At 73.3% G+C, this 25,073-nt stretch carries 21 protein-coding genes; 11 read left to right on the top strand and 10 right to left on the bottom strand.

Annotated features, from left to right (window positions below):
• Window positions 1–221: 221 nt before the first annotated feature.
• The 4 genes from ACWGJM_RS26135 to ACWGJM_RS26120 all read right to left on the bottom strand — a co-directional run bounded on the left by ACWGJM_RS26135 (window position 222) and on the right by ACWGJM_RS26120 (window position 2,615).
• The gene (locus tag ACWGJM_RS26135; RefSeq protein ID WP_453414135.1) at window positions 222–749 is read right to left on the bottom strand and encodes a hypothetical protein; all 528 of its coding nucleotides are present in this window, start codon (window positions 747–749) and stop codon (window positions 222–224) included.
• Window positions 750–844: 95 nt separating this feature from the next.
• Window positions 845–1,615, bottom strand: a complete 771-nt coding sequence (locus ACWGJM_RS26130) for a metallophosphoesterase family protein (RefSeq protein WP_453414134.1) — start codon at window positions 1,613–1,615, stop codon at window positions 845–847.
• A complete protein-coding gene (locus ACWGJM_RS26125) occupies window positions 1,612–1,899 on the bottom strand; it encodes a BON domain-containing protein (RefSeq protein WP_361808159.1) in 288 nt (95 codons plus the stop codon). Before ACWGJM_RS26125 ends, ACWGJM_RS26130 begins: the two co-directional genes overlap by 4 nt.
• Window positions 1,896–2,615, bottom strand: a complete 720-nt coding sequence (locus ACWGJM_RS26120) for a hypothetical protein (protein WP_453414133.1) — start codon at window positions 2,613–2,615, stop codon at window positions 1,896–1,898. Before ACWGJM_RS26120 ends, ACWGJM_RS26125 begins: the two co-directional genes overlap by 4 nt.
• Window positions 2,616–2,833: 218 nt before the next feature.
• On the opposite strand from ACWGJM_RS26120, the gene ACWGJM_RS26115 reads away from it, so the two are divergent.
• Entirely contained in the window at window positions 2,834–4,285 is a 1,452-nt protein-coding gene (locus ACWGJM_RS26115; RefSeq protein ID WP_453414132.1) for a purine-cytosine permease family protein, read from the top strand.
• 10 nt (window positions 4,286–4,295) lie between these two features.
• Here ACWGJM_RS26115 and ACWGJM_RS26110 read toward each other — a convergent pair whose 3' ends face one another.
• Window positions 4,296–5,309 (bottom strand): YihY/virulence factor BrkB family protein, encoded by a 1,014-nt coding sequence (locus ACWGJM_RS26110; RefSeq protein ID WP_453414131.1) that lies wholly within the window; start codon window positions 5,307–5,309, stop codon window positions 4,296–4,298.
• A 403-nt stretch (window positions 5,310–5,712) separates the two neighbouring features.
• Between ACWGJM_RS26110 and ACWGJM_RS26105 the strand changes: the two genes are divergently transcribed.
• The gene (locus tag ACWGJM_RS26105; protein ID WP_453414130.1) at window positions 5,713–6,114 is read left to right on the top strand and encodes a hypothetical protein; all 402 of its coding nucleotides are present in this window, start codon (window positions 5,713–5,715) and stop codon (window positions 6,112–6,114) included.
• 8 nt (window positions 6,115–6,122) lie between these two features.
• On the opposite strand, the gene ACWGJM_RS26100 is transcribed toward ACWGJM_RS26105, so the two are convergent.
• Window positions 6,123–7,475, bottom strand: coding sequence for a glycoside hydrolase family 43 protein (locus ACWGJM_RS26100; protein ID WP_453414139.1), 1,353 nt, complete (start codon window positions 7,473–7,475; stop codon window positions 6,123–6,125).
• Between the two features lie 243 nt (window positions 7,476–7,718).
• Here ACWGJM_RS26100 and ACWGJM_RS26095 point away from each other — a divergent pair, with 243 nt between their 5' ends.
• Genes ACWGJM_RS26095 through fxsT form a run of 5 tightly spaced genes read left to right on the top strand, consistent with a single transcriptional unit; the run spans window position 7,719 to window position 17,102 of the window.
• Entirely contained in the window at window positions 7,719–9,143 is a 1,425-nt protein-coding gene (locus ACWGJM_RS26095; RefSeq protein ID WP_453414129.1) for an amidase, read from the top strand.
• Window positions 9,144–9,170: 27 nt separating this feature from the next.
• Window positions 9,171–10,175 (top strand): trypsin-like peptidase domain-containing protein, encoded by a 1,005-nt coding sequence (locus ACWGJM_RS26090; protein WP_453414128.1) that lies wholly within the window; start codon window positions 9,171–9,173, stop codon window positions 10,173–10,175.
• Entirely contained in the window at window positions 10,172–11,677 is a 1,506-nt protein-coding gene (locus ACWGJM_RS26085; RefSeq protein WP_453414127.1) for a VMAP-C domain-containing protein, read from the top strand. The genes ACWGJM_RS26090 and ACWGJM_RS26085 overlap by 4 nt, the downstream gene beginning before the upstream one ends.
• Window positions 11,674–12,750: an AAA family ATPase gene (locus ACWGJM_RS26080; protein WP_453414126.1), complete on the top strand. Its 1,077-nt coding sequence runs from the start codon at window positions 11,674–11,676 to the stop codon at window positions 12,748–12,750. The genes ACWGJM_RS26085 and ACWGJM_RS26080 overlap by 4 nt, the downstream gene beginning before the upstream one ends.
• Window positions 12,747–17,102 (top strand): FxSxx-COOH system tetratricopeptide repeat protein, encoded by a 4,356-nt coding sequence (gene fxsT, locus ACWGJM_RS26075; protein ID WP_453414125.1) that lies wholly within the window; start codon window positions 12,747–12,749, stop codon window positions 17,100–17,102. Before ACWGJM_RS26080 ends, fxsT begins: the two co-directional genes overlap by 4 nt.
• Window positions 17,103–17,157: 55 nt before the next feature.
• Here the strand turns inward: fxsT and ACWGJM_RS26070 are convergent, their stop codons facing one another.
• Genes ACWGJM_RS26070 through fxsA form a run of 3 tightly spaced genes read right to left on the bottom strand, consistent with a single transcriptional unit; the run spans window position 17,158 to window position 19,804 of the window.
• Window positions 17,158–18,363, bottom strand: a complete 1,206-nt coding sequence (locus tag ACWGJM_RS26070) for an aKG-HExxH-type peptide beta-hydroxylase (protein ID WP_453414124.1) — start codon at window positions 18,361–18,363, stop codon at window positions 17,158–17,160.
• Window positions 18,360–19,589 carry an FxsB family cyclophane-forming radical SAM/SPASM peptide maturase gene (locus tag ACWGJM_RS26065; RefSeq protein ID WP_453414123.1) on the bottom strand — a complete coding sequence of 410 codons (1,230 nt, stop codon included), beginning with the start codon at window positions 19,587–19,589 and terminating at the stop codon, window positions 18,360–18,362. The genes ACWGJM_RS26070 and ACWGJM_RS26065 overlap by 4 nt, the downstream gene beginning before the upstream one ends.
• Complete coding sequence (gene fxsA / locus ACWGJM_RS26060) at window positions 19,586–19,804, bottom strand: FxSxx-COOH cyclophane-containing RiPP peptide (protein ID WP_453414122.1); 219 nt, start codon at window positions 19,802–19,804, stop codon at window positions 19,586–19,588. The genes ACWGJM_RS26065 and fxsA overlap by 4 nt, the downstream gene beginning before the upstream one ends.
• 353 nt (window positions 19,805–20,157) lie before the next feature.
• Between fxsA and ACWGJM_RS26055 the strand changes: the two genes are divergently transcribed.
• The 4 genes from ACWGJM_RS26055 to ACWGJM_RS26040 all read left to right on the top strand — a co-directional run bounded on the left by ACWGJM_RS26055 (window position 20,158) and on the right by ACWGJM_RS26040 (window position 24,172).
• Window positions 20,158–21,612: a chloride channel protein gene (locus ACWGJM_RS26055; protein WP_453414121.1), complete on the top strand. Its 1,455-nt coding sequence runs from the start codon at window positions 20,158–20,160 to the stop codon at window positions 21,610–21,612.
• Between the two features lie 46 nt (window positions 21,613–21,658).
• Window positions 21,659–21,877: a hypothetical protein gene (locus ACWGJM_RS26050; protein ID WP_453414120.1), complete on the top strand. Its 219-nt coding sequence runs from the start codon at window positions 21,659–21,661 to the stop codon at window positions 21,875–21,877.
• 133 nt (window positions 21,878–22,010) lie between these two features.
• Window positions 22,011–23,501 carry an SPFH domain-containing protein gene (locus tag ACWGJM_RS26045; RefSeq protein WP_453414119.1) on the top strand — a complete coding sequence of 497 codons (1,491 nt, stop codon included), beginning with the start codon at window positions 22,011–22,013 and terminating at the stop codon, window positions 23,499–23,501.
• A 215-nt stretch (window positions 23,502–23,716) separates the two neighbouring features.
• Window positions 23,717–24,172, top strand: coding sequence for a type II toxin-antitoxin system PemK/MazF family toxin (locus ACWGJM_RS26040; RefSeq protein ID WP_453414118.1), 456 nt, complete (start codon window positions 23,717–23,719; stop codon window positions 24,170–24,172).
• Here ACWGJM_RS26040 and ACWGJM_RS26035 read toward each other — a convergent pair.
• Entirely contained in the window at window positions 24,157–24,981 is an 825-nt protein-coding gene (locus ACWGJM_RS26035; RefSeq protein ID WP_453414117.1) for a TIGR02452 family protein, read from the bottom strand. The genes ACWGJM_RS26040 and ACWGJM_RS26035 overlap by 16 nt on opposite strands.
• Window positions 24,982–25,073 lie beyond the last annotated feature (92 nt).

The following is a 25,073-nucleotide window of genomic DNA, read 5'->3' as shown; positions in this document are numbered from 1 at the left end:
GCAGGATCCAGAGGCACAGTCCCGCAGCGGGCCAAGGGCCGCAGCCCCCGGCGGGATGCAGGGGCGCAGCCCCGCAGGGGTCCGGGGGCGCAGCCGCCGGCGGGGTTGAAGGGGCGGAGCCCCTGGGGACGGGGATGGGTAGGGGCGGCGGGGGCGAGGACAGGCGGAGCCATCCGGCCGTACGCCCGCTCGCCGGCCCCGACGGCCGGACTCCCGCGTTCTCAGGCGGCCAGCGCCCGGCCCGGGCCGAGGCGGTCCAGGAGCTGGGCGCGGTGGAGTTCCGCGACCGGGGCGAGGAGGTCGGGGTGGCGCAGCAGGGCCGCGGCCCGGCGGTCGGCCTCGTCGGGGCCGGTGAGGCGCCGGAACTCGACCGGCGTGTCAGCGGTGTGCTCGCCGTCCGCGAGCGCGGCCACCGCCAGGGCGGCCAGCCCCGGGTCGGTGAGCAGCCCGGCCGCCCAGCTGGCGACGACCTCGTCGACCCAGGTGCGCCACGCCCACGTCTCCGGCTCGTCGTCCTCGGACACGGTCACTCCGGTGATCCAGTCCAGCGCGCCGGAGCCACCGGGACCGGCCATGCCGACCAGGGCGGCGTCCATGGCGGTGGGGTACCGCAGCCAGGCGGCGACCGTGACGGCCTGCCGCGCCTGCATCTCGCACAGGGCGGAAGCGAGCGCCCCGCCGCTGGGCGGGTAGGCGCGGGTCAGCCATTGGGCGGTCGCCGCGATGAGCGGGGAGAGGTCTGCGAGCACTCAGGGGCCGTCCGAGCTGCCGGGGAAGGGGGACTACGTAAAACCGTAGCCCCGCCGGACCCCCGCCGTTGACGTGTCGTCGGCCACACCCCACCTCAGCCAGACGCGGCCCCGTCACCCGTCGGCACCGCCACCGGCTCCCGTTCCCGCAGGTGGTAGACGTGGAAGGCGCGCCCGATGACCGGCTGGGCCACATTGCGCACCTTGACGCCCCCGCCGGTCATCCCGTGTTCCGTACCGGCGTGCGCGTGCCCGTGCACCGCGAGATCGGCACCGCCGGTGTCGATCGCCTCGGCCAGCAGATAGCTGCCGAGGAAGGGATAGATCTCCAGCGGCTCCCCCGCGAGGGTGTCCGGCACGGGCGAGAAGTGGGTCAGCGCGATCCGCGCGTCGCACCCCCACTCGTCCAGCTCCCGCAGGGACGCGCACAGCGCGTCCGCGCACCGCCGTGAGTACCGGACGAACTCCTTCATGATCGGCTCGCCGAACTCCCCGGCGCAGCGCCCGACGAACCCGCCGCCGAACCCCTTGGTGCCGGCCACGCCGATCCGGGATCCGTCCTCGCCGGTCACGACGACCGACTGTCCTTCGAGGACGTGCGCGCCCGCGTCCCGCAGGATGGCGGTGACCTCCTCGGGCCGGTCGTCGTGGTGGTCGTGGTTGCCCAGCACCGCGACGACCGGGACCCCGAGGTCCTTGATCTCCCGGGCGACCACCTGGGCCTCGTCGGGCGTGCCGTGCCGGGTGAGGTCCCCGGCCAGCAGCAGCACGTCGGCGCAGCCGGGCAGCGTTTCGAACGAGGGCCGGAGCACTCCCTGGCTCTCAAGCCCCATGTGGATGTCCCCTACGGCCGCGACCCGGATCATGCGAGCTCCTCCGCCTCGCCGGGCGAGGAGGTCCCCGCGACGCAGATGTCCGAGTGGACCGGGTGGCCCGCCAGCGCCTCACGGGCCAGGCGGAGGATGTCGTCGCGGCACTGCGCGGACGGCACCGTGCCGGTCAGCAGGACTGCCTCGCCCCGGATCTCGGCACGGACCCCCAACTCGCCGAGGGGCCCTGCGGCCAGCCGGTCGGCGAGGTGGGCGACGCGGTAGTCCAAGTGCTCAACCATCTCGGGGCCAGGCGCGTGGACGGCGCCCTGGTCGGTCATGGCTGCTCCTTACGCGGTTCGATGACGTGCAGGCGTTCCAGGAGGAAGAGGAAGGCCGCGGGCATCGGCTCGTCCCCGCAGCTCTTGCGTACGTCCTCCCAGTCGACCTTCTCGCGCAGCGCACGGGCGACGGGCAGTACCGACCCGAAGTCGCAGTGGTGCTCGGAGAAGGCGGTGACGAGACTGCGCATGAGGTCGGTCGGCGCCAGTACGGGCATGTGCACGGAGTCGACCGGAAGGTACTGCGCCCGCTCGAGCAGTTCGGGGCTGACCGGCTGGTGCGCCAGTTCGAAGATGATGTCGACGTCCTGCTCGAAGCAGGTCGCCTTCAGCAGCCAGTCCTCGGGCGGCACCCGGACGCCGAGCCCGGCCTCGCGCAGTGTCGCGGCGACCGCCTCGGCGTCCTCGGGGAGGACGCAGAAGTCGGCGTCGTGCTGAAGGTGCCGGCTGCCGCCGTGCGCGTACACGGCCACGCTGCCGGCCAGCGCGAAGGTGTGTCCCTTCCGCTTGAGGACCGCGCCCACCCGTTTGGCCGCCTCGAGGATCGCCTGGCTGCGGTCCTGGGGCAGCTCACGTGCCTGCGGGTGCGGTACGGGCTCCGCGGGCACGGAGGGTGCGGGCTCCGTGGGCACCGGGGCCTGTGCGGGACCCTCCGCCGCCAGGTGGAGTTCCGCCCGGCGCCGGGCGAGCGTCACGTCCTCCCCGTTCTGCGTCATGACCACTCCCATCTCCGCGCCCCGCCGTGCCCGGCGCAGCCCCCTTCGGCCCGGGCCTCGGGCCGGGTTCTCCTAGTACCCGGCGCCTCCGGGTCGACACGCGGAAAGCGCCTGCTCCCGGCCGGTGCCGTCCGGGGAAGCCTGGCGCACAGGACTGGTGCTTCCGCACCCGGGGGAAGAACATGGCCACAGTGACGATCGAGCACTCGGGAGGCACCATGACGACCCCAACGACTCCCCGGGTGACGGGCCTGGAGATCCGCTCGATCGACTACGTCCCGCTGGACGAACGGCACGGCAAGCTGTGGCATCTGGGACCTCTGTGGTTCATGTCCAACGCGCAGATCGCGACGCTCGCGGTGGGGCTGATCAGCATCACCTCGGGCGGCAACCTCATCTGGTCGCTCATCGCGATCGTCGCCGGAACCGTCATCGGCACGTTCTTCATGGCCTTCCACTCGGCCCAGGGCCCACAGCTCGGACTGCCGCAGATGATCCAGTCGCGGCCCCAGTTCGGCTACGTCGGTGCCCTGCTGGTGTGGATCTTCGCCTATGTGCAGTACGCGGGGTTCAACGTCTTCAACACCATCCTCGCCGGAGAGGCGCTGCACAGCACGCTGCACGGGGGCGTCAAGCTGTGGGTGATCGTGGTGACCGCCGTCGCCTTCGTCATCGCGCTGGTCGGCTACGACATCATCCACAAGGCCGAGCGCGTCCTGACGTACACCTTCCTCGTGATCTTCGGCGTCTTCACGGTGGGCGTCCTGGCCACCCTCCACTACCCGCCGGGCTCCTTCGACCTCGGGCATTTCGCGTGGACGCCGTTCCTCGCCCAGTTCGGCGTGGTCGCCGGCTACCAGATCAGCTGGGCCATCTACGTCTCGGACTACTCGCGCTACCTTCCGCCGGACGTCACCGTCCGCAAGACCTTCTACTGGACCTACTTCGGCTCGGCGCTCGGCGGCATCTGGCTGATGGTCCTCGGGACCCTGCTGGCCGCCTGGGCGGGCAAGGACTTCGACACGATCGCCTCGATCAACGCGGCGGGCGACAAGGTGTTCGACGGGTTCGGCGCGATCGTTCTGCTCTTCGCCACGCTCGGCCTGGTGTCCGTCACCGCGCTGAACATGTACGGCGGCTCGCTCACCCTGATCAGCGCCATCGACTCCTTCCGGCGGGTGACACCGACCCTGACTGTCCGGCTGGTGACCATCGGGCTGACCGCGGTCCTCTCCGTGCTCGGCGCGCTGGCCGCGACCGCGAACTTCCTGGAGAACTTCAACAACTTCCTGCTGCTGGTCCTCTACCTCTTCATCCCGTGGACCGCGGTGAACCTGATGGACTACTACGTCGTGCGCCGCGGGCACTACGCGATCGCCGAGATCTTCCACCCGCACGGGATCTACGGTCGCTGGGGCTGGCACGGGATCATCGCCTACCTGGTGGGGTTCGCCGTGATGGTGCCGTTCTTCTCCGTGGGCACCCTGTACGTCGGCCCGATCGCCAAGGCGCTCGACGGTGCCGACATCTCCCTCTTCGTCGGCCTGCCGGTGTCCGCGATCCTGTACTGGCTGCTGACCCGCGACATCGACGTGGCCGCGGAGACACGGCTGGCGGAGGCCGAGGCGGCCGCACTGGAGAGCGCGGCGCACGAACACCGCGAACCGTGAACGACCGCCCTCACTCGGAGTGGTGCCGGACCTCCTCCTCCGCGCGCTCCTCCACCTCCTCCATGTGGCGCTGCTCCTCCTCGCTCCAGGCACGGGTGTCGCGGGGCGGCAGATACGGTTCCGCGTCCTCGGGCAGACCGTCGGCGACGGCGCGCCGACGGGCCAGTTCGGCGTCGAACTCGAGGCCCAGCAGGATCGCGATGTTGCTGATCCACAGCCACACCAGGAAGACGATCACACCGGCGAGCGTGCCGTAGGTCTTGTTGTACGAGGCGAAGTTCGACACGTAGAAGGCGAAACCGGCCGAGGCGATCATCCAGACGACCAGGGCCAGCACACTGCCCGGCGTGATCCAGCGGAAGCCACGGCCCTTCACGTTCGGGGCCGCCCAGTACAGCAGCGCGATCATGACCATGACCAGGACGACCAGCACCGGCCACTTCGCGATCGACCAGGCCCTCAGGGCCGAGTCGCCGATGCCCAGCGCCCCGCCGGCCTGGCGGGCGATGCCGCCGGTGAACACCACGATCAGCGCGCTGATCACCGCGAGCACCAGCAGCGCGACCGTGACGCCCACCCGTACGGGCAGGATCTTCCACATCGGCCGGCCCTCGGGCATGTCGTAGACGGCGTTGGCCGAGCGGATGAACGCCGCGATGTAGCCGGAGGCCGACCAGACCGCCAGCAGGATGCCGACGACGGCCATGAGCGACCCGATGCCGCCCCTGCCCTGCAACTGCTGCACCGCGTCGCCGATGAGGTCCCGGGCCGGCCCCGGGGCCAGCTTCTTGATGTTGTCCAGGACTTCCTGGGTCGCCGACTCGCCGGCGATGCCCAGCAGGGAGACCAGCACCAGCAGCGCCGGGAACATCGACAGCACCCCGTAGTACGTCAGTGCCGCGGCCCGGTCGGCCAGTTCGTCGTCCTGGAACTCCTTGACCGTGCCCTTCAGCACCGCCGGCCAGGACGGTTCGGATGGTTGTGCGGACTCGTCCGGCTGAGTGGATCGCGTTGTCGGTGCCATACCAGCGGAGTAACCCGAGCTGTCCAGGACATGCCCGGTCAGGTGATCACCGCCGGCGCGGTGATGCCCAGCGCCGGCAGGACCACCACCTTGGCCGCCTCGAAGGCCACGTACACCGGGTGAGCGCGGGAACACCCGGCCTCCTCGACGAGGTTGAGGCCCGGAAGGCGAGACGGCCGACGCCGAGCCCGATGCGCACGGTCACCTCCGGGGCCCGGAACTTGAGCGGCGCCTCCAGGAAGGAGATGGCGAGCACCATCCCCAGCCAGACGAACGTGACCCCTGCGGCTACGGCGGCCGACCCGGTCGTCATGCCATCGCCCCTTTCCTTCCGCGTCTGCGCACCTGCGCACCTACGCACCTACGCACGTGAAATATGCATGCGAGATGCTAATTTATGGGCGTGACACATGAGGAAGGCGACCACCCCCGTCCGGCCGCGCCGGCCCCGACTCCCCGGATCCTGTGCGACACCGAGTCGCTCGCCGCGCCCGACGACATGTCGGCAGGCGCGCTGTGGCGGCTGGCCGAACCCGGGCGGCAGCTCGACGCCAACATCGTCCGTCTGCCGCCCACGCGGCGCGTCGACCCCCACACCGAGCCGGACCTGGACGTCCTGCTGCTGGTCGTCGCCGGCGAGGGCACACTGGTCTCCACGGAGGGCCCACAGCCCCTGGGCACCGGAAGCGTGGCCTGGCTGCCGCACGGCAGCACCCGAGGCCTGGTCGCGGGCGCGGCCGGCATGTCGTACCTGACCGTCCACCGACGCCGCCCCGGCATGCGGATCCGACCGCCCCGCCCCTGACCCCCGCCCTACGAGCCCCAGGCCGTCACCGGCACGAAGGAGCTGTCCTGCCGGAACAGGTCCGTGCCGTCGGACACGTCGACGCGCAACTGGTAGTCGTAGTGGCGCAGGTAGTAGCCGGGGTAGTTGTACGACTCGAAGCGCACCGACCCGGTGGCCGAGCCCACCCGCGCGATGAACGTGGCGTCCTTCGCGAACGTCGTCGTCCCGTCGTCGGCGTCGAAGCGGCCGCGGAAGCCGTAGTGCCGCAGATAGTTGCCCGACGCGTCGCGGAACGAGTAGCCGCCTGCGTCCGCCAGGCCGGCGACCACGGTGAACGTGGCGGCCTGCTTGTCGGCGGTGGCGCTGGAGGCGGTCACCACCGGCAGGTTGAGCAAGGCGGACTGTTCCTCCCAGTACCGGGTCGCGTAGTTGGCCGACCGGAAGGAGCGGGTGGCGTTCCTGGTGAGGCTCGCGCCGCCGGACACCGTCTCCTTGACGACCGTGAAGTGGCGGGCGGTGCCCGAGATGCCGGGCAACGCCTTCGGCGTGCTCCACGTGGCGAAGGTGTCGTAGCTGTCGCTGTAGTAGTAGTTGCCGTCGCCGTAGCCGTCGAAGAAGATCCGCCAGGCGCCGTTGTCGAGCTGGATCACCGAGGGACCCTCACGGTAACTGCCCCAGCCGGCCCAGTCGCCGGCCCTGGAGATCGTGTAGGGGCCGGTGAGGCTCGTGGCGGTGGCGTACTCGATGTACTTCGTCGTCTCGTTCTTGGTGAAGGCGTGGTACGTCGAGCCGACCTTCACGATGTACGTGTCGATGTGGTTCGAGCCGATACCCGAGAGGGCCACCGGTGAACTCCAGGCCGTCAGCGCCGAGTTGGTGGCCTTCAGCAGGTACGGCGTGAAGATCCACTCGTCGTCGGCGGTCGAGCACGACACGATCACGCTGACGCCGCCGTCCGTGTCCACGAACCACTCGGGGGCCCACGCGCGGGACAGGTTCGCCAGCGGGACCGTGTAGTCGTACAGGAACGTCCAGTCGACCCGGTCGGAGCTGCGGGCGAAGCCGATGGTGGTGCTGACGTCCTGCCAGGTGTGGGTGGTGTAGGTGAGGTAGTAGGAGCCATCCGTGTGCTTCAAGACGCTGGCGTCCCGGATGCGGTTCACCGGCGGGGTGTACGCGGAGGCCTTCACGAGGCGGAAGTCGGTGGCGTCGTCCGACTGGTAGACGTTGACCGTGCCGTCGTCGCTGTCGAGGAACGGCACGATCGTGTAGCGGGTGGCGGAGCCGCTCGCGGGCGCGGCGGCCGCGGCCGTGCCGAGCAGGCCGGGGAACTCGCCCAGCACGACCGCCGAGGCGGGCAGGGCGGCCAGTGCGCGCAGGAGGCTGCGGCGGGACGGGGCGGGGGCGGGGGGTCAGGTGCTCACGGGCGGCTCTCCCTGGGAAAACTCGAAGGATGGTTCGACTTTTCGAACGAGGTTCGAAAAGTCGGCAAGAAGCTAGAGGTGCGGCAGGTGCACGTCAATGGTTCCGACGTGGCTGGATGCCACCTGTGGAAAAGCTGTCCGTCGCGCCTCTCGGACGTTACCGTTCGGTAGACGACGTGCTCCCGGAGGTGTCCCGCAATGACGCTCGACCGTGCCGCAGGCCTGGCGGAGTCCGCTCGCGCGCTGGCCGAGGGGGAGGTGACCTCCCGCGCGCTGGTCGAGGCGGCCCTGGCGCGGATCGAGGCCACCCAGGGTTCGCTCAACGCCTTCCGGATCGTCCGGGCGGAGGCCGCGCTCGCCGAGGCGGACGCCGCCGACCGGGAACTGGCCACCGGAGCCCGGCGGCCGCTGCTCGGGGTACCCGTCGCGGTGAAGGACGACATGGACGTGGCGGGCGAGCCCACCGCGTTCGGCTGCCGGGGCACGTTCCCGCCGGTGCCCGAGGACGGCGAGGCGGTACGGAGGCTGCGCGCGGCCGGGGCCGTGATCGTCGGCAAGACGAACACCTGCGAGTTCGGGCAGTGGCCGTTCACGGAGGGACCCGCGTTCGGCGAGACCCGCAATCCATGGCATACGGAGCACACGCCGGGCGGCTCCTCCGGGGGGTCGGCCGCCGCCGTCGCGGCCGGTCTGGTCCCGGCCGCGCTCGGCTCCGACGGCGCCGGATCGGTGCGGATCCCGGCCTCCTGGACCCATCTGATCGGCGTCAAGCCGCAGCGCGGCCGCGTCTCCACCTGGCCGCGCGGCGAGTCCTTCCAGGGCATCACGGTCAACGGCACACTGGCCCGTACGGTCGCCGACGCGGCCCTGCTGCTGGACGCGGCGAGCGGCAACCACACGCTCGACCCGCACCGCCCGCCGGCCGTCGACGCCGTCGCCGCGGTCGGGCGCGACCCCGGCCGGCTGCGCATCGCGCTCTCCCTCAAACCGCCGTTCACCGCCGTGCCCGCCCGGCTCCGGCCGGAGGTACGGACCCGGGTCGTCGAACTCGCCGGGAAACTGGCCGCGTTGGGGCACATCGTCGAGGAGGCCGACCCGCCGTACGGGCAGATCGGGCTGACCTTCGTGCCGCGTGCCACGGCCGGCATCGCCGAACGGGTCCGTGAGGCGCCCGAGCCCACGCTGCTCGACCGGCGCACCCACGGCGCCGCCCGTATGGGCCGGCTGCTCGGCGGGGCCCCGCTGCGGGCGGCCCGGCGCGCCGAGGCGGTCATGCACCGCAGGATCGGCGGGTTCTTCCAGTCGTACGACGTCGTCCTCGCGCCGACGACGGCCGCTCCCCCGCCTCTCATCGGCGCCTTCCACGACCTCGGCGGCCTGGCCACCGACCGCGCCATGATCGCCGCCTGCCCCTACGCCTGGCCGTGGAACGTGCTGGGCTGGCCCGGTGTCAACGTCCCGGCCGGCTTCGTCGACGGCGGCCTGCCGGTGGGCGCCCAGCTGCTCGGCCCGGCGAACAGCGAGCCGCTGCTGCTCTCCCTCGCCGCCCAACTGGAGGCGGAGCTGCGGTGGTACGAGCTGTGGCCGCCCAAGCCGAGCACCGCCGCCGTCGAGGCGTCGTGACACGACCGCTGTGACATCGGCAGACGGGTGTCACCGGCAGCCGTTCTCTGTCAACATCGTGTCAAGACGGAGCGAACGGGGCGCGGGGTGTCGCAGTCGATCGAGGACTCATGGCGGGTACGCCTTCTCGGCGCGGACAACACACCGGTGGGATCGGGTGTTCTGGTGGACGGGGGACGGGTACTGACATGCGCTCACGTGGTGAGCGCCATACTGGGCTTGGCGGAGGACGAGAGCCCGCGGGAGCGGCTGGTCACCCTCGACCATCCGGTCTCCCGGACCGGGCAGGTCTCTCACGGTTCCGTGCTGCCGGGCGGCTGGGCCCCGCCGAACGGGCAGCAGGCGGACGTCGCGGTCCTGCGGCTGAACGGTCCGACGCCGGCCGACTGCCGGCCGGCCCGATTGCGGCCCTGCGGGCCGTCCCGCGGCCGCGGCGTCCGGGTCTTCGGACAGGCCACGGACGAACCGCCCGGCATCTGGGTCGCTGCCCGGCTGCTCGGGGCGGCGGGCCCGGACTGGGTCCAGCTGGACGGCCTGGACGGGGCGGCCTCCCGGGTGCGTGGCGGCTACAGCGGAGCGGGGGCCGTCGACGAGGAGGGCGACGTCGTCGGCATCGTCGTCGCGGCGCTGCGGTCCGGGGCCGCCACCGCCTGGATGATCCCGGTCGAGTCCGCCGTACGTCACTGCCCGCTGCTCGCCGACGCGGTGCGGGACGGGCCGGAGCCCCGGCGCGGCTGGCCGCGCGGCGCCGACCGGGAACTGGCCGCCGCCCTGGCGCGGGTGCCGAGCATGCGGGATCCGCAGCGCCGGGAGAGCGTGCTGCGGGACGCCGGTGACGACATCTTCGACCTCGCGGAACGGTCACCCGTGCTGATCGAGGACATGCGCGGCGTCGCGGAGCTGTGCGTCCAGTACGCCGACGGCGTCGACCGGCTCGTCGACGCCCTGCGCTGGTACGAGCGGGACTCGCTGCCGATGCGGGAGCTCGAGCGGGTCGTGCGCGGGCTGCGCGACGGCGGGCCGACGCCGTGAGAGGCGCCGGCACACCTCGTACCGACCTGTTCTGGGAGCTGGCGGGTCTTATCGCACGGATTCCCGGCCTCGACAAGCGCCTGCCGCTCCGGCGCGCCGCCGACGCCTTCGCCGAGCACGTCGGACCGCTGGACGTCGAGCAGTCGGGGATCCTCCGGGAGGACCTGTACGCCACGCTGCGCCAGTGCGACGCCTATCCCGGCGGGCTGCGCTTCTACCTCGACACCCTCGGCAGCGGCCGTACCGGCACCCTGGCCTGGGCGGAGGTCGAGCGCATGTATCTGCGGCTGTACCCGGTGCGGCTGCTCACGCAGGCCGAGCGCGAGGAGCTGACCGGCCTGCTGGCCGCCCGGCGCTGCGGTCCGGCCCTCGAACAGGTCGCGCTGCGCTTCCTGCCGTCCCTGGAGTCGGCCGCCCTCGGCGACCCCGAACGGCAGGACCCCACGGCGGACCTGCTCGACGCCCTGGAGGACGCGCTCGTACTGCCGGACGAGGCGCATCCCCTGGTCTCCATCGTCGAAGCCGTCGCCGTACACCAACCAGGGGCGCTGGGAGATGGGTTACGGGCGTGGAACGACAGGGTGGCGCAGCGCGTCGGCTGTGCCCCGCAGCTGCTCGCCCGGGTCCGGGCCCAGGAGTCGGCCCGGCTCGGGCGCCCCTTCCATCCGTGCCGGCTGCTGGTGGAGATCGTGGCCCACCCGGCCGCACCGGACGAGTACCACGTGCGGGGCTGGCTGCTGGCGCCCGGCGAGGGGCCGCGCTCCCTGCTCGGTGACTGCCGGGTGACCTCGCGCCGGGCGCTGGAGGAGACGGTCGCCGGACTGCACCAAGGGGTGCTGGACCGGCTCGGCGAACTGAGCGCCGGACTGGCGGTGGAGTTCCTGCTGCCGAGACCGCTGCTGTGGCTCGAGGTCGACCAGTTCAAGGTCAGACCCGCCGGCTCGGTGGCCCGCCCGATCGGCGCCGACCACACCGTCCTGGTACGCAGCCGCGACCGGTTCCGCAACCGGCACTGGTGGCCCGCGCTGCGCCGCCGGCTCGCCTGGCTGGAGTCGCATCCGAACGGGGCCTTCGACGCCCCGGCCGTACGGTTCGTCGCCTCCGACACCATCCCGGAGCCGTACGACCTGCTCAGCCAGCTCCGGGACGGGGACACACCTTTCTGCTTCGTTCTGCTGGAACCGCCGCCGTACGAAGGCGACTTCCAGACGGATCCCGTCTACGTCCTTCTGGAGGTGGGCATACCGGCCATCGTCGCACTCCGCGGCCCCTCCCAACACGCCGATATGCGGCCCGAGTTGGGGAAAGTCCTGGCCGGCAGGTTGGCCGCGCTGCCGGACCGGGTACGACATCTTCGGGGCGGCGCCACCCCGCGCGTCGGCGGCCCGTCGGCGACGCTGGACCTGCATCGCCGCGTGACCCTAGTCTGGGACAGCCAAGACGGACTGGAGGGGGCGGAGGCCGCGCTGGGGCATCCGCGGACCGGGGGTGGCCATCCATGAGCGGGGAGACGACCGACGTTCGGCAGGCGCGGCACCCCGGGCCCCCCTCCTGGTGGGTGTTCCGGGACAGCGGCGCCCATCACGCGCCCTCCGATCCGCTGCCCCCACTGCCCTCCCCGCCGCCCTGGCGACGCTTCAGGCCCGACACCGACAGTCCGCCCCTGGAGATCCCCGCACCGCCCGACTCCTCGGACGTCGACCGCAAACTGGGCGCGCGCCGGGCCGGCACCCTGGACCCCGCGGTCGTCGACGTGATCAACGCCGCGATCCAGCTCCGCCGCCCCCTGCTGGTCAGCGGCCAGCCCGGCACCGGCAAGTCCAGTCTGGCCTACCAGATCGCCGCGGAACTGGGCCTGGGCCGTGTGCTGTGGTGGCCGGTGGTCAGCCGGACCACACTGCGTGACGGGCTGTACGACTACGACGCCATCGGCCGGGTGCAGGACGCCCCCGTCGGCCCCGGCACCGGCGGGCAGCGCGGCCCACTGCCCGACGTCGGCCGCTACCTCACGCTCGGCCCGCTGGGCACCGCCCTGCTGCCCTGGAAGCGGCCGCGGGTGCTGCTCATCGACGAGCTCGACAAGAGCGACGTCGACCTGCCCAACGACCTGCTGCACATCTTCGAGGAGGGCGAGTTCCGCATCCGGGAGCTGGAACGGCTCGGCCGGTCGCGCCGCGAGGCGAGTGTCGGCACGGCCGACCACGGTGCTCCGGTCCTGGTGCGCGACGGCAGGGTGCGCTGCTCCGAGTTCCCGGTGGTCGTCATCACCAGCAACGGGGAAAGGGCCTTCTCGCCCGCCTTCCGGCGCAGGTGTCTGGAGGTGGAGCTGGCCGCCGCGGACGAGGACCGGCTCGCCGCGATGATCGAGTCGCACTTCGGCCCGGACACGGACCCGCGCGCCCGGCAGCTGATCCGTTCCTTCCTCGAGGAGCGCGGGGACGCCTCGCTCGCCGCCGACCAGCTCCTCAACACCGTGCACATGCTCACCAACGGCGCGGCCGACGCCGACGAGGCGTCCTGGACACGGTTGCGGGCCGCGCTCTGGCGCAGCCTGGCGACGGACTCCTCACCATGACGGGCCGCACCGGCCTGGAGCCGACCGCGCGCGAGTGGGCCGAGGCGCTGTGGCTGGCGCAACGCATCGGGGCGGGCGACGAGGCGTTACGGGACCGGGCGCCGCACCCGCACGCCGGGCAGCCCACGGGACGTACCCCGCCCGCCCCGCAAGTCTCGCAGGACCCACAGCCCGTCGACACCCCGCAGGTGCCGGACGCCCCCGCCACCGTTCCCCGCGATGTCCCGCCCACGCCGCACCCGGAGACGGCGCCCCCACCCGACGAGGAGCCGGCGGAGCTCACCACCGCCGCTGCGGCGACCCCGGCCGTCCGGCTCGTCCCGGACCGGATACCGCGGTCCCTCTTCGACCCCGACATCCGCCCCGGCGTCCTGCGCGACCCCCTCCGGCTCGCCCGGGCCCTCAGGCCGTTCAACCGCCGGGTCCGCTCCCGGCACCGGCACACCCTGGACGACGAGGCGACAGCCGTCCGGTCCGCCGAGCTCGGCCGGTGGAACCCCGTCCTGCGGGCCGAGCCGGACCGGTGGTTCGAGGTGGCGCTGGTCGTCGAGCAGAGCGTGTCGATGGCCCCGTGGTGGGGCGTCGCCGACGAGCTCGCCGAACTCATGCGGCGGCAGGGCGCCTTCGCGGACGTACGGGTGTGGCGGCTGGACACCCGCGAAGGCAAGGCCGCCCGGTTGCGTCCGGAGCGGGGCGGCCCCGCCCGGGCCCCGGACGAGCTGTTCGATCCGCGGAGCAGGCGGCTGGTGCTGCTGATGACCGACTGCGTCGGGGACGCCTGGGCGGCCGGCACCGTTCCCCGGCTGCTGCGTCGCTGGGCACGCCACGCACCCGTCGCCGTGCTCCAGCCGCTGCCCAGCCGCCTGTGGGACCTGTGTGAGGCGGTGCCCCGCGACGTACGGGTGCGCGCCGACGCGGCCGGGATGCCGAACGCGCAGTTCCTGCTGCGGCACGGCCGGCGCTGGGCGCGGCCGGGCACGGTGGCCGTGCCGGTGCTGGAGCTGGAGGCCTCCTGGTTCGCGGGGTGGGCCCGCATGGTCACGGGCGAGGCCGGCGGGCACAGCGATGTGGCGGCGCTGCTGCTGGACGAGGACGGCCTGGCACCCGCGTCCCTGCCCCCGCTGGCCTCCGGCCGCCGGACCCGTCCGGCCACCCCCGAGCAGGCGGTGCACCGCTTCCTGCGCCATGCCTCCCCCCAGGCCCAGCGGCTCGCGACCCGCCTGGCGATGGTGCCGCTGCGGCCCGAGGCGGTCGGCGCGGTGCAGCGTCTGCTGGGGCGCGCGACCGGACCGCTGCCGCTCGCGGAGATCCTGCTCGGCGGTCTGCTGTCGGCGCGCACCGACACCGACGCCGGCGGCCCGCGCTACGAGTTCCTGGACGGCGTACGCGACCGGCTGCTGCGGGGCCTCGGCCGTACCGAGACCCTGCGCACCCTCCAGGAGGTCTCGGACGCCGCCGGACGGGCGATGGGAGCGGCCTCCGGGCTGCTCGGCACCCTGGTGTCGGCACCCGCGGAGCTGGACGGTGTCCGGCTCGGCGCCGCGGAGCGGGAACTGCTGTCCGCGGCCGTCCCCGCGCTGGCCGCACTCGGACCGGTCTACGGAGGTGCGCTGGCCCGCGCACGGGAGCACATGTCTTTGGACGCACCGGCCGGTGGGGAGGAGAACGGCCGTCAGCCTGGCATGCCTCGGGGGGACGCAGCGCCCGCCACCATTCCTCGTCCCGGGGACCCGGCTCAGCACACGGAGGTCGCGTCGATGGATCCCGCCCCTTCTCCCACCACACCGCCGGACCCCACCACCGGACGCCTCAAGTCCGGTGTCGCGGCGGCCGCCGCTCCCGCACGGCCGCAGCGGCCCGCCCGGCTGCCGCGCGCCATGCCCCTGCCCCAGGCCTCCTACTTCACGGGCCGGGAGGCGGAACTGGACCGGCTGCGGTCCCTGCTGAACTCGGGCGACCGGGTCGCCGTCCTGCCGTACGCCCTGTACGGCATGGGCGGGGTCGGCAAGACCAGGCTCGCTGTCGAGTACGTGCACCGCCACCACACCGAGTACGAGCGGATCTGGTGGATCGACGCCGAACAGCCCGCCGTGATCCGGCAGCAGCTCGCCTCCCTCGTACCGGACTTCGGCGCGGCCGCCGAAGGAGCGGGTGACCCGGTGGACCGGGTGCTCGAGGCGATGGCGACCGGGGCCCCGTTCCGGCGCTGGCTGCTGGTGATGGACAACGCGGCGGCGCCCGAGGACGTCGTCCCCTACATCCCGTCCATGCTCGGCGTGCCCGACGGGGCCGGGCACGTGCTGGTGACCTCGCGGCATTCCGGGTGGGCCGAGCGGGTCAACGCGCTGCGCGTGGACGTGTTCACCCGGGAGGAGAGCATCGGGTTCCTGCGCCACCGCACGCCGTGGGCGACCCCGGAGGAGGCGGACCGGCTCGCCGAGTCGCTCGGCGACCTGCCGCTGGCGCTGGAGCACTCGGTCGCCGCGCAGGCGCAGTCCGGCATCCGCACCGGGGTCTACCTGGACCTGCTGGAGCACCGCCGCCAGGAGGTGCTCGCCGAGCCGTCGGCGTCCGGCATCCAGCCCGTCGCGGCCACCTGGCGCACCTCGGTGGACCTGCTGCGCGCACAGAACCCGCAGGCCCTCGAACTGCTGCGGCTGCTGGCCTTCTTCGGGCCGGAACCGATCGCCCAGTCGTTCCTGCGCGACGCCCGCCTGCTCCCCCTGCCCGACGCCCTCGCACCGGTGGCCCGGGACGAGCTGGCCCGGGGGCGGGCCATCCGGGCCATCAACCAGTTCTCGCTGCTGACCGTCAACCCCGCGACCGGCACCCTCCAGGTGCACCGCCTGCTCGCCGGCGTACTCCAGGACGAACTGTCCGAGGACGAGGGCACGGTACTGCGCCACCTGGTGCACCGGGTCATCGCCGCGCACGACCCCGGCGACTCCCAGCGGCCGGAGAACTGGCGCAACTACGCCGACATCCTCCCCCATCTGGAGCCGACCGGCCTGCTGCACTGCGGGGACGAGACCGCCCGCGAGACGGCGCTGAGCATCCTCGGTTACGTGATCGCCTCCGGCGACTTCCGGGGCGCCACGCACCTGGGCCGCAGGATCACCGACGTGTGGACCGCCACGCTGGGCGCCGACCACCCCCAGACCCTGTGGGCGCAGCGTCAGCAGGCCAGCGCACACTGGCAGTTGGCCGAGTTCGAGGCGTCCCGGCGGATCAACGAGGACGTACTCCAACGGCTGCGGGCCACTGTGGGCGACGACCACGAGTACACCCTCACGGTGGCCGGCGCGACCGCCGCCGACCTGCGCGCGGCGGGCCGGTTCACCGAGGCGCTGGCGCTGGACCGGGACGCCTACGAGCGCAGTGCCCGACTGCACGGCGCCCGCGCCCCGAAGGCCCTGACCGTCGGGCACAACTACGGGGTGAGCCTGCGCGTCAACGGCATGTACGAGGAGGCCCTCGCCCTCGACGAGAAGATCCACGAGGCCCGCCTCGAGATCCTGGGCCCCACAGCCCGCTCCACGCTGTTCTCCATCAACAACGTCGCCCGCGACCTGCGCGAATGCGGCCGGTACGTGGATGCGCTGGTGTTGCAGACGAGCACCCTGGCGCGGTACCGCGAGCAGTACGGCGACCAGCACCCGCACACCCTGCGCGCCATCAAGAACACGTCGGTGACCTGCCGCAAGGCGGGCGAGTTCGAGCAGGGACTCGCCCTGGCACGGGAGGTGCTGGAGCTGTACCGGGGGCATTTCGGCTCCGAGCACATCGACACGCTGGCGGCGCTGACCAACCTCTCCAACGACCTGCGGCTGACCGGCGATCCGGAGGCGGCGCGCGCCCACAGCGCCGAGGCGCTGCGCGGCTACCACGCGGTACTGGGCGCGGGGCACCCGCTCGCGGGCGCCGCCGGCGTGAACCACGGCGCCGCCCTGCGCGCCGCGCGGCAGCACGCCGAGGCCCGCCGGGTCGACCAGGAGACGGTGGCGGCACTCGGGACGGCGCTCCCGGACGACCATCCGTGGCTGCTGCTCGCCCGGGTCAACCTCGCCACCGACCTGTCCCTGGGCGGCGACCCGGAGTCGGCCCGGGCACTCGGCGAGGAGTGCGCCCGCATGCTGGAGGCCCGCTACGGCGACCGGCATCCCGCGACGCTGGCCGCCCTCACCAACGTGGCACTCGACATGGCCGCGACGGGCGACACGGCGGCGGGCGAGGAACTGCTCGCCTCGGTGCAGCGCCGCTATCTCGCGACGCTCGGCGCGGACCATCCGGAGAGCCGGAACGCGGCCGCCGGGACACGCGCGGAGTGCGACATCGAGCCGCCGCCGATCTAGGGCCCGTTGCGAAAGTCCCGGTGTCCGTCCGAAGGCCGGAGGGGTTCGGTTCGGATCAGGCCGGTCCCTGGGCGTCCCACTCGGTGAGGACGTCCAGCAAAGCGTCCACGAGCCGGTGTCCGTCGGCGGTGAGCCAGCCTCCGTGGCCCAGTTCCTCCGCGGCCCTGCGGGCGGTGCCGCGCCAGCGCTCGTACGGCGCGTGCGCGGCGGGGTTGCCGTGGGCCGCCTCCGTGCGCCAGAACCCGGCCGTGGCCAGGAACGCGACGGCACCCTGCAGAAGGGCCGAGGGCGGCCGGGGCCTGTCGCTCCAGGGGGCGGGACCGTGCGAGCCGGATGGGGCGTCGAGGAGCCGGGTGAGGTCCTGCAGGGCGTAGAGCAGTGAGTGCTGGGCCTCGTGGACGAGGGCGGCGGCGAGTTCGGCCGGGTCGTCGAGGGGCGCGAGGGCGACGAGTCCGACGGCGTCGCCGAAGGAGGCGCTGAGCCAGCGCGCGGGCGGGCCCGGGCTGAGGGGCATGACCGCACGGAGCGTGCCGCGCACGGTCCCGGCCCGGTCGGGGTGACGCTCGGCCAGCCATGCCCAGGCCGCCCCTAGCCGCCACCGCCAGCGGGCGAGCGCCGCCGGTTCCAGGGCCGCGCCGAGCGGCGGCGGCCCGTGGCTGTCGAGCCGCGCGGCCCACTGGGCACCGTGCACACCGAACCGCAGCCGGGGCACCGGTGTCCAGACGACCGTGGTGTCCCCGGGTCGGTCCGGGACCGTCACCGGGGTGTGCGCGTCGGCGGTGATGACGGTCGTGCCGTGCGGCCCGCGGGTCACGCGGGCCGTGGCCGTGTGCGGGGCCAGGGTGGTGTGGCCGAGGCCGGGCAGGACGAGCGTGCCGTGGCGTACCGGGACGTCCAGGCGGAAGGGGATGCCGACGCGGTGCCCGGCGGCCGCCGCGAGGACGGCCACGGCGTCGTGACGGCCGCGGCGTACGGCATCGGCGAGCAGGAGACCGGTGGCCGGATCCTGGACCAGCGTGTCGAACACGGCGGGCGCGTGCCGGCGCGCCGTCGCGAGGACCTCGATGCCCGGGAGCGGGCCGGCCGGTGTCCGGGGGTCCTGGTGGAGTGCGCGCAGCAGCAGGAGGTTGCGGCCCGCGCGAGCGGCGGCGAGCAGCCTCAGCGTGCCGGGGTCCGGCGTGCCGCGGGCAATCTGTCGCCACAGGTCCGGCGGCAGGCTCAGCGCGGGCACGCGCGCGACGGCCGGCGGGTGGTGCGTCAAGGGCGTGCCCCGCCGGCTCGGTCGAGGTCCGCGCGGAGGACCCCGGCCACGTGCCGAATCAGCGCCAGCAGGTCGGAGCAGTACACGGAGGGGTTGAGGTAGCCGTCTCCGGCGCGGTAGCGATGCGGGTAGTGGCCGCCGCCGCACACTCCGACCACCGGGCAGGCCCGGCACCGCTCGGCGAGCCCGTGCGCGGCCAACTGCCGAGCCACCACCCCGGGATGGTCGAGGAGCGCGTCGAACGCGTGGCGGTGGACGTCGAGCCCGCTGCGATCGGCCCCCTCGTACGCGGACTTGAGCTGGTCGGACAGGGTGAGTGAGCCGTCGGTGTCGACGACGGCGAGCTGGGAGGGCGCCCCGCCGATGGTTTCGGTGCGGGTGACGCCGCCGAGCAGCAGGTCGAGGACGGACTCGAAGAACGCGAGGCGTACAGGTGGTCCGGGCGAGCGGTACCAGAGGTCGAACACGGTGGCCAGCCACCGGCCGTAGGGCGTGTGGGAGGGATCGGCGGTGCGGTGCGGCGGCCGGTCGGTCCAGTTGCCCAGGGGCAGCAGCAGACGGAGCGCGGGCGGGTCGTAGGACAGCAGGTGTTCGTAGGTGGCGACGGGGTCGGCCGTGACGTCGACGGTGGACAGGATGCCGGCCCACACGGCGCGGTGCTCGGGTGCGCCGAGGCGGCGCAGCGCGGCGGCGACCCGGGCGTGGCTGCCGCGCCCGGCGCGGTCCCGGCGCGCCCTGTCGTGGACCTGGGCGGTGCCGTCCAGGCTGACCGCGATACTGATGTCCTCCTCGTGGCACAGGCGCAGCACCTCGTCGTCGAGGAGGGTGCCGTTGGTCTGGACGAGTACCTCGGCGGTGGTGCCGGCGGGGAGCAGTCCGCGCAGGGTACGGGTCAGGTGCCGCAGCAGGGGGAGGCCTGCGAGCAGGGGCTCGCCGCCGTGCAGGATGACGCGCAGGGTGGGCGGCCGGTGCCGTTCCGCGTGTTCGGCGATCCGGCGGCACACTTGCTCGGCCGTCCGCCACGCCATGGTCCGCGGCTGGGTCCGCCAGAGCTGGTCGGCCGCCTCGTACACATAACAGTAGGTGCAGGCGAGATTGCAGCGGCTGTGTACCTTGACCACGAACTCCCGGAAAGGGTACGGGCGTTGACCTTCCGCGCGCAGTGCGGCGACGTCGAGGAGGTCGTCGGGCCACCTGCCGTGCGGTGTACCGGCCGGGGGTGTCACGGCGCGGGAGCGGGGCGTGCGTGGGGTCCTTCGGAGCTGTCGCCCCCGGAGTCGTAGGCGGCCACGGGCGCCTCCTCGCCGGTCAGGTGGCGCAGGACGCGGTGCAGCGCCGCGGACAGAGCGGGGTCCGCGCCCTCCAGGATGAACTCCAGGGGCAGACCTGTCAGATCGAGCATGTCCGCCGCGCGCTCACCTGTCCCGCTGTGCATCGGCATCGGCCCCCCTGTCGCTGTCACCCGATGGCTGTCCGTTGAACCGGCTTTGAGGATAACCAGAGGAACGTGAGCAGGTCAGCCCATGATTCGGGCGCCCCGGAACGCTGCTGCCGGGGCGCGGGGGACAGTTGTGCGATATGCGTTCGCATCGTGTGATGGTCCGTCAATCTCCTTGACTCGCCGCGCAGTTGACCTTGGCCCCTTGGCCCGTCAGGCTCTAGGGGACGAAGGTGCCGGCTGTCGGGAGCGTGCGGGTGGACACGGGGGCGCGTGGTACGGGTGGGCGTGCGGGACGCCGTTCCTTACGGGCGCTCGCCGCCCGGTTCCGGCCGGTGCCGGGCACGGACGACTCCTTGGCACGCTGGGCGCCGACGGCCGCCCTGATCGGCGTGGTGGCGGGACTGGGGGCGGCCGCGCTGTTCGGGCTGCTGCACCTGTGCACCGGCTGGCTCCTGGATTCCGTGGCCGGCTACCGGCCCTACCGCTCGTCCGCGGAGGGCGGCTTCCGTGAGCTGGCCGGATCCGGCCGCCCCTGGCTGGTACCCCTGGTGGCGGCCGGCGGCGCGCTGCTCGCCACGGCGTTCGCGGTGTGGCTGGCGCCCGAGGCGCGCGGTCACGGCACGGACGCCGCGATCGCGGCGGCACACCAGGATCCGACGGGCATGCGGGGCCGGGTGACGGTGGTGAAGCTCGTGGCGTCGGCCGTGACCATCGGCTCGGGCGGCTCCGGCGGTACGGAGGGGCCGGCCGCGCAGATCTCGGCGGCGTTCGGCTCCGTCATCGCCCGGCGCACCGGCATGTCACGGCAGGAGGCCCGTACCGCGCTGGTGATCGGTCTCGCGGCCGGGGTGGGCGCCATCTTCAAGGCGCCGCTCGGCGGAGCGCTGCTCGGGGCGGAGCTGCTGTACCGCAGGGACATGGACGCCCGGGTCCTGCCGAAGGCGCTGATCGCCTCGGTCGCGGGCTGGCTGGTGTTCGGCGCCTGTTACGGGTTCGCGCCCGCGCTCGGCGGGCATGGCGGTCAGGGGGTCGGCGGTGCGGCCGGGCTGGCCCTCGTGGCGGTGGTCGGTCTGGTCGCGGGCGGCGCCGGGCGGGTGTACACGTGGTGCTTCTACGCCGTGCACACGCGCGTGGAAGTGCGGGCCCGCTCCACGCTCGCCCGGATCGCGGTACCGGCCGTGGCGGCGCTTCTGGTCGGCGGTCTGGGTCTGCTGGTGCCGGGGGTGCTGGGTACCGGGTACGGCCTGATGGAGGCGATGACCTCGCGTCGGCTGCTGCTGGACCTGCCGCTGGCGGTGGTCCTGGCGATCCCGGCGGCCAAGATCGCGGGTACGGCGCTGACGGTCGGCTCGGGCGGTTCGGGGGGCATCTTCGGACCCTGCATGGTCGTGGGCGCCGGGGTCGGCGCGGCGGTGTGGCGGCTGGCGGAGCCGCTCGGACTCGCCCCTGGCAGTCCGCTGGTCGCGGTGGCGGCGGGCATGGCCGCCTGCCTGGGCGCGGTGGCGAACGCTCCGCTGGGCGTGCTGGTGATGACCGCGGAGATGCTGGGTGACGCCTCGCTGCTCGGCCCGGGCGTCCTGGCGGTGCTCTGCGCGCGGGCGGTCACCGGCGGCGTGACGCTGTACCGGAGTCAGCTGTACCGTATCGAGGACGAGCCGGAGGACGGCAGGCGGCCACCGCCGCCCGGCCGCACGGACCGGACGCGGCGCCGCACGCAGCGCCGCACGGTGGTCGCGCCGGTACGGCGGCGACCCGTACCCGGCGCCGACCCGGTGGCGGTCAACTCGCCGGACTCCGCGCCGGACTGAGCCCGCGGCCCGGCCCCGTGCCGTCGCGAGGACCTACCCTGTGACCATGGACGATGCGTCGATGGTCGGGCTCATGGGGCGGGTCACCGGGAGGATCGGGCCCGGTCTGGTCGGCGAGGTGATCGTCCGGGTGCGGGGCGGCGCCGAGCACTTCCTGGCGTACGCGGCCGACGGCGGCGGCCGGATCGAGCCGGGCACGGTGGTGATGGTGGTCGAGTACCTGCCGCCGAGAACGGTGTACGTGGCTCCGGCGTACGACAGTTGAGCATGCCGCGCCGCAGGTGAGGGGCGTGTGCGTCAAGATTGCAACAAGGATTCGTCAGCGCCTTCTCCCCGGCTTCGCCGAGGAGCACACTCCCTTCGTTCGGTGCCGAAAGGGCACCATGCAAAGGGGGCGTATGCCGATGGTCGTCGGCGTCGTTGCGGGAACGGCGGTCGTCGCCGTTGCCGTGTTGATCGGTCTGTTCAAGATGATGTGGCGGGTCGCAGAACCGAACGAGGCGCTCATCATCTCCGGTTCCAAGCACCGTACCGAGGGCCTCGAGGAGGGCATGGGGTTCCGCATCGTCACGGGACGCGGCACGCTGGTGCTGCCCGGTGTGCAGGCGGTGCGCAAGCTCTCGCTCGACCTGAACGAGACCGAACTACAGGTGGACTGCGTGACCCAGCAGGGCATCCCGCTGAAGGTGCGGGGCGTGGTCATCTTCAAGGTGGGCGACGACTTCGTGTCGGTCGCCAACGCCGCACGCCGCTTCCTGGACCAGCAGAAGCTGATGTCGGAGCGGGTGCACAACGTCTTCGCCGGTCATCTCCGCTCGATCGTGGGCGGGTTGACGGTGGAGGACATGATCCGGGACCGGGAGAAGCTGACCGGGCAGACCCGGGCGGCCTGCGGTACGGAGATGGAGAAGCTCGGCCTGATCGTCGACTCGCTCCAGATCCACGAGATCGAGGACCCGACCGGGTACATCCAGAACCTGGCGATGCCGCACGCGGCGGCCGTCCAGCGGGACGCGCGCATCGCGCAGGCGGAGGCGAATCGTCTCGCCACCGAGGCGGAGCAGCAGTCGTTCGCCCGGATGGCGGAGGCCACCCGGGACAGCGAGATCCTCCAGGCCGGTTACCAGGCCGAGCGGGACAAGGCGGCGGCGAAGGCGCAGCAGGCCGGCCCGCTCGCCGCGGCCGCGGCCCGGCAGGAGGTCGTCGTCCAGGAGACCCGGGTCGCCGAGCTGGAGGCGCACCGGCGCGAACAGCAGCTCCAGGCCGACGTCCGCAAGCCCGCCGACGCCAAGGCCTACGAGAAGCGCACGCTGGCCGAGGCGGAGCGCGACGTCCGTATCTCGGCGGCGCAGGCCAAGGCGAAGGAGACGGAGCTGGCGGCGGCGGCCGAGGCGACCCGGGTGAAGACGGCCGCGGGCGCCGAGGCCGAGGCCACGAAGACCCGGGGTGCGGCCACCGCGGCGGCGACCCGGGCCACCGGTGAGGCCGAGGCGGCCGCCGCGCAGGCCAGGGGTCTGGCGGAGGCCGAGGCGACCAAGGCCCAGGGCCTCGCCGAGGCGGAGGCGATCAAGGCCCGCGCCGCCGCCCTCGCCGAGAACCAGGAGGCGGTCGTCGCCCAGCAACTCGCCGAGCACTGGCCGGAGATCGTCCAGGCGGGCGCGTCCGCCTTCGGCAACGTCGACAACATGGTGCTGCTCAACGGCGCCGACGGCATGGCCGAGTTGTTCGCGAAGGCGCTCACCATGGGCGGCACGGGCCTGGGGCTGGCCCGCCAGCTGCTCTCCTCGATGAACCACAACGGGCAGAGCCCGGCGGGCACTTCGCCGCTGAACGGAGCCGTGACGCCGCCTCCGGCGCAGAAGGTGCCGGTGGAGGACGACGTGAGGTAGACCCCGGTTCGGACGCAGGGGCGGCGCACGCGGTCAGCGTGCGCCGCCCGCTTCGTTCAGGGGCGGCCGCCTTCGGCCGGGGCGGTTCGAACTCGTCCCCGAAGCCGGTCATCTCCCGCCGCTGGAACGGCCGGACGCCACCTTCGCACTGGTGGACGACCATCTGCCCAGGACCGGTGGACACTCCGTCACCCACGCCCCGTAGGGTGCCACCCGTGACCGCCTTCATCGATGAGACCGACGAGAACGTCCCCGGCCGCCACGGCCCCCGCGCCACCACCGAGGCCGACCCCCGCGAGGTGGGCCGGGTGCGCACCGAGTACTCCCCCGCGCACGACGGCGACCCGGACCCCGGGGAGATCGTGTGGACCTGGGTGCCCTTCGAGGAGAACGACGGGCGGGGCAAGGACCGCCCGGTGCTCGTGGTGGCCCGGGAGGCCGCGGGGACGTTCCTCGCCGTGCAGCTGTCAAGCAAGCGACACGACGGCGACCGGGAGTGGGTGGGGATCGGCAGCGGGCCGTGGGACCGATCGGGGCGTGACTCCTGGGTCGACGTGGACCGCGTCCTGCGGCTCCACGAGGAGGGCATGCGCCGGGAGGCGTGCGCGCTGGACCGCGGCCGGTTCAACCTGGTGAGGCACCGGCTGCACGAGCGCTACGGCTGGAGCTGACGCTCCGGAAAGGCCCGTACGAATGCCTCGCGCACCACGGCTCCCGGTGTGCGGTCCAGGATCCCGAACACGATGTGCTCGAAGGCCCCCGCGAACCGCCCGCCGGGGCCCAGCAGCCCGCGGAAGGCGCCCGCGACCTGCGCGGGGTCGTTCTGGAAGACTCCGCAGCCCCAGGCGCCCAGCACCAGCCGCCGGTACCGGTGCGCCGCCGCGGTCTCCAGCACCCGCTCGGCGCGCACCGACAGGGCGGACGGCAGCTCGGTCGCGCGCTCCGGGACCGTACGCCGGACGACTCCGGCGTTCGGGGCCGGCGAGGTCAGGAATCCCGCCGTGTACGGCTCGTCCAGCAGGCGGCCGCGGTCGTCGCGGAAGACGGGCACGGCCGGTGAGTGGATGACACGGTCCGTGTAGAACGGGTCGCGGTGGGCGCGATGATGGTCGTAGTACTCCGGGGCCCGGAGCAGGCACGTGTACAGGGCGGAGGCGCGGCACAGGGCCTCCTCCTGGGCCTGGGCGCCGCCCAGGTAGCCGCCGCCGGGATTGCGGGCGGAGGCGAAGTTCAGGACGGCGACCGGTTCCGCGAGGCGGCGGGCGGCCTCCAGGCTGCTCTCGCCGGTGACCTCGAAGACCGTGTCGGCCGCGGGGGCCGGTGGCACCGGCACCGGGTCGGGGCCGTGCAGCCGCGTACCGGCCCGGGCGGCCTCGATCGCCGCCGCGAGCGCGACCTCACGGCCACCGGGCGTGCGGTACGTGCCCGCCGCCACGATCTCCTCGGTCTCGCGTGCGATGCCGCGCAGGCGCGCGCTCATGGCGCCACCCCCGTCGGCGCCATGACCGCGGCCCGCGCGGTCTCCCCCGTCGTGCTCATGAACGCATCGTGAGCGATGCTGGTCCTGCGGTG

This window comes from Streptomyces sp. NPDC054834 (assembly GCF_053611185.1).
This window is presented reverse-complemented; position numbering and strand designations above follow the sequence as displayed.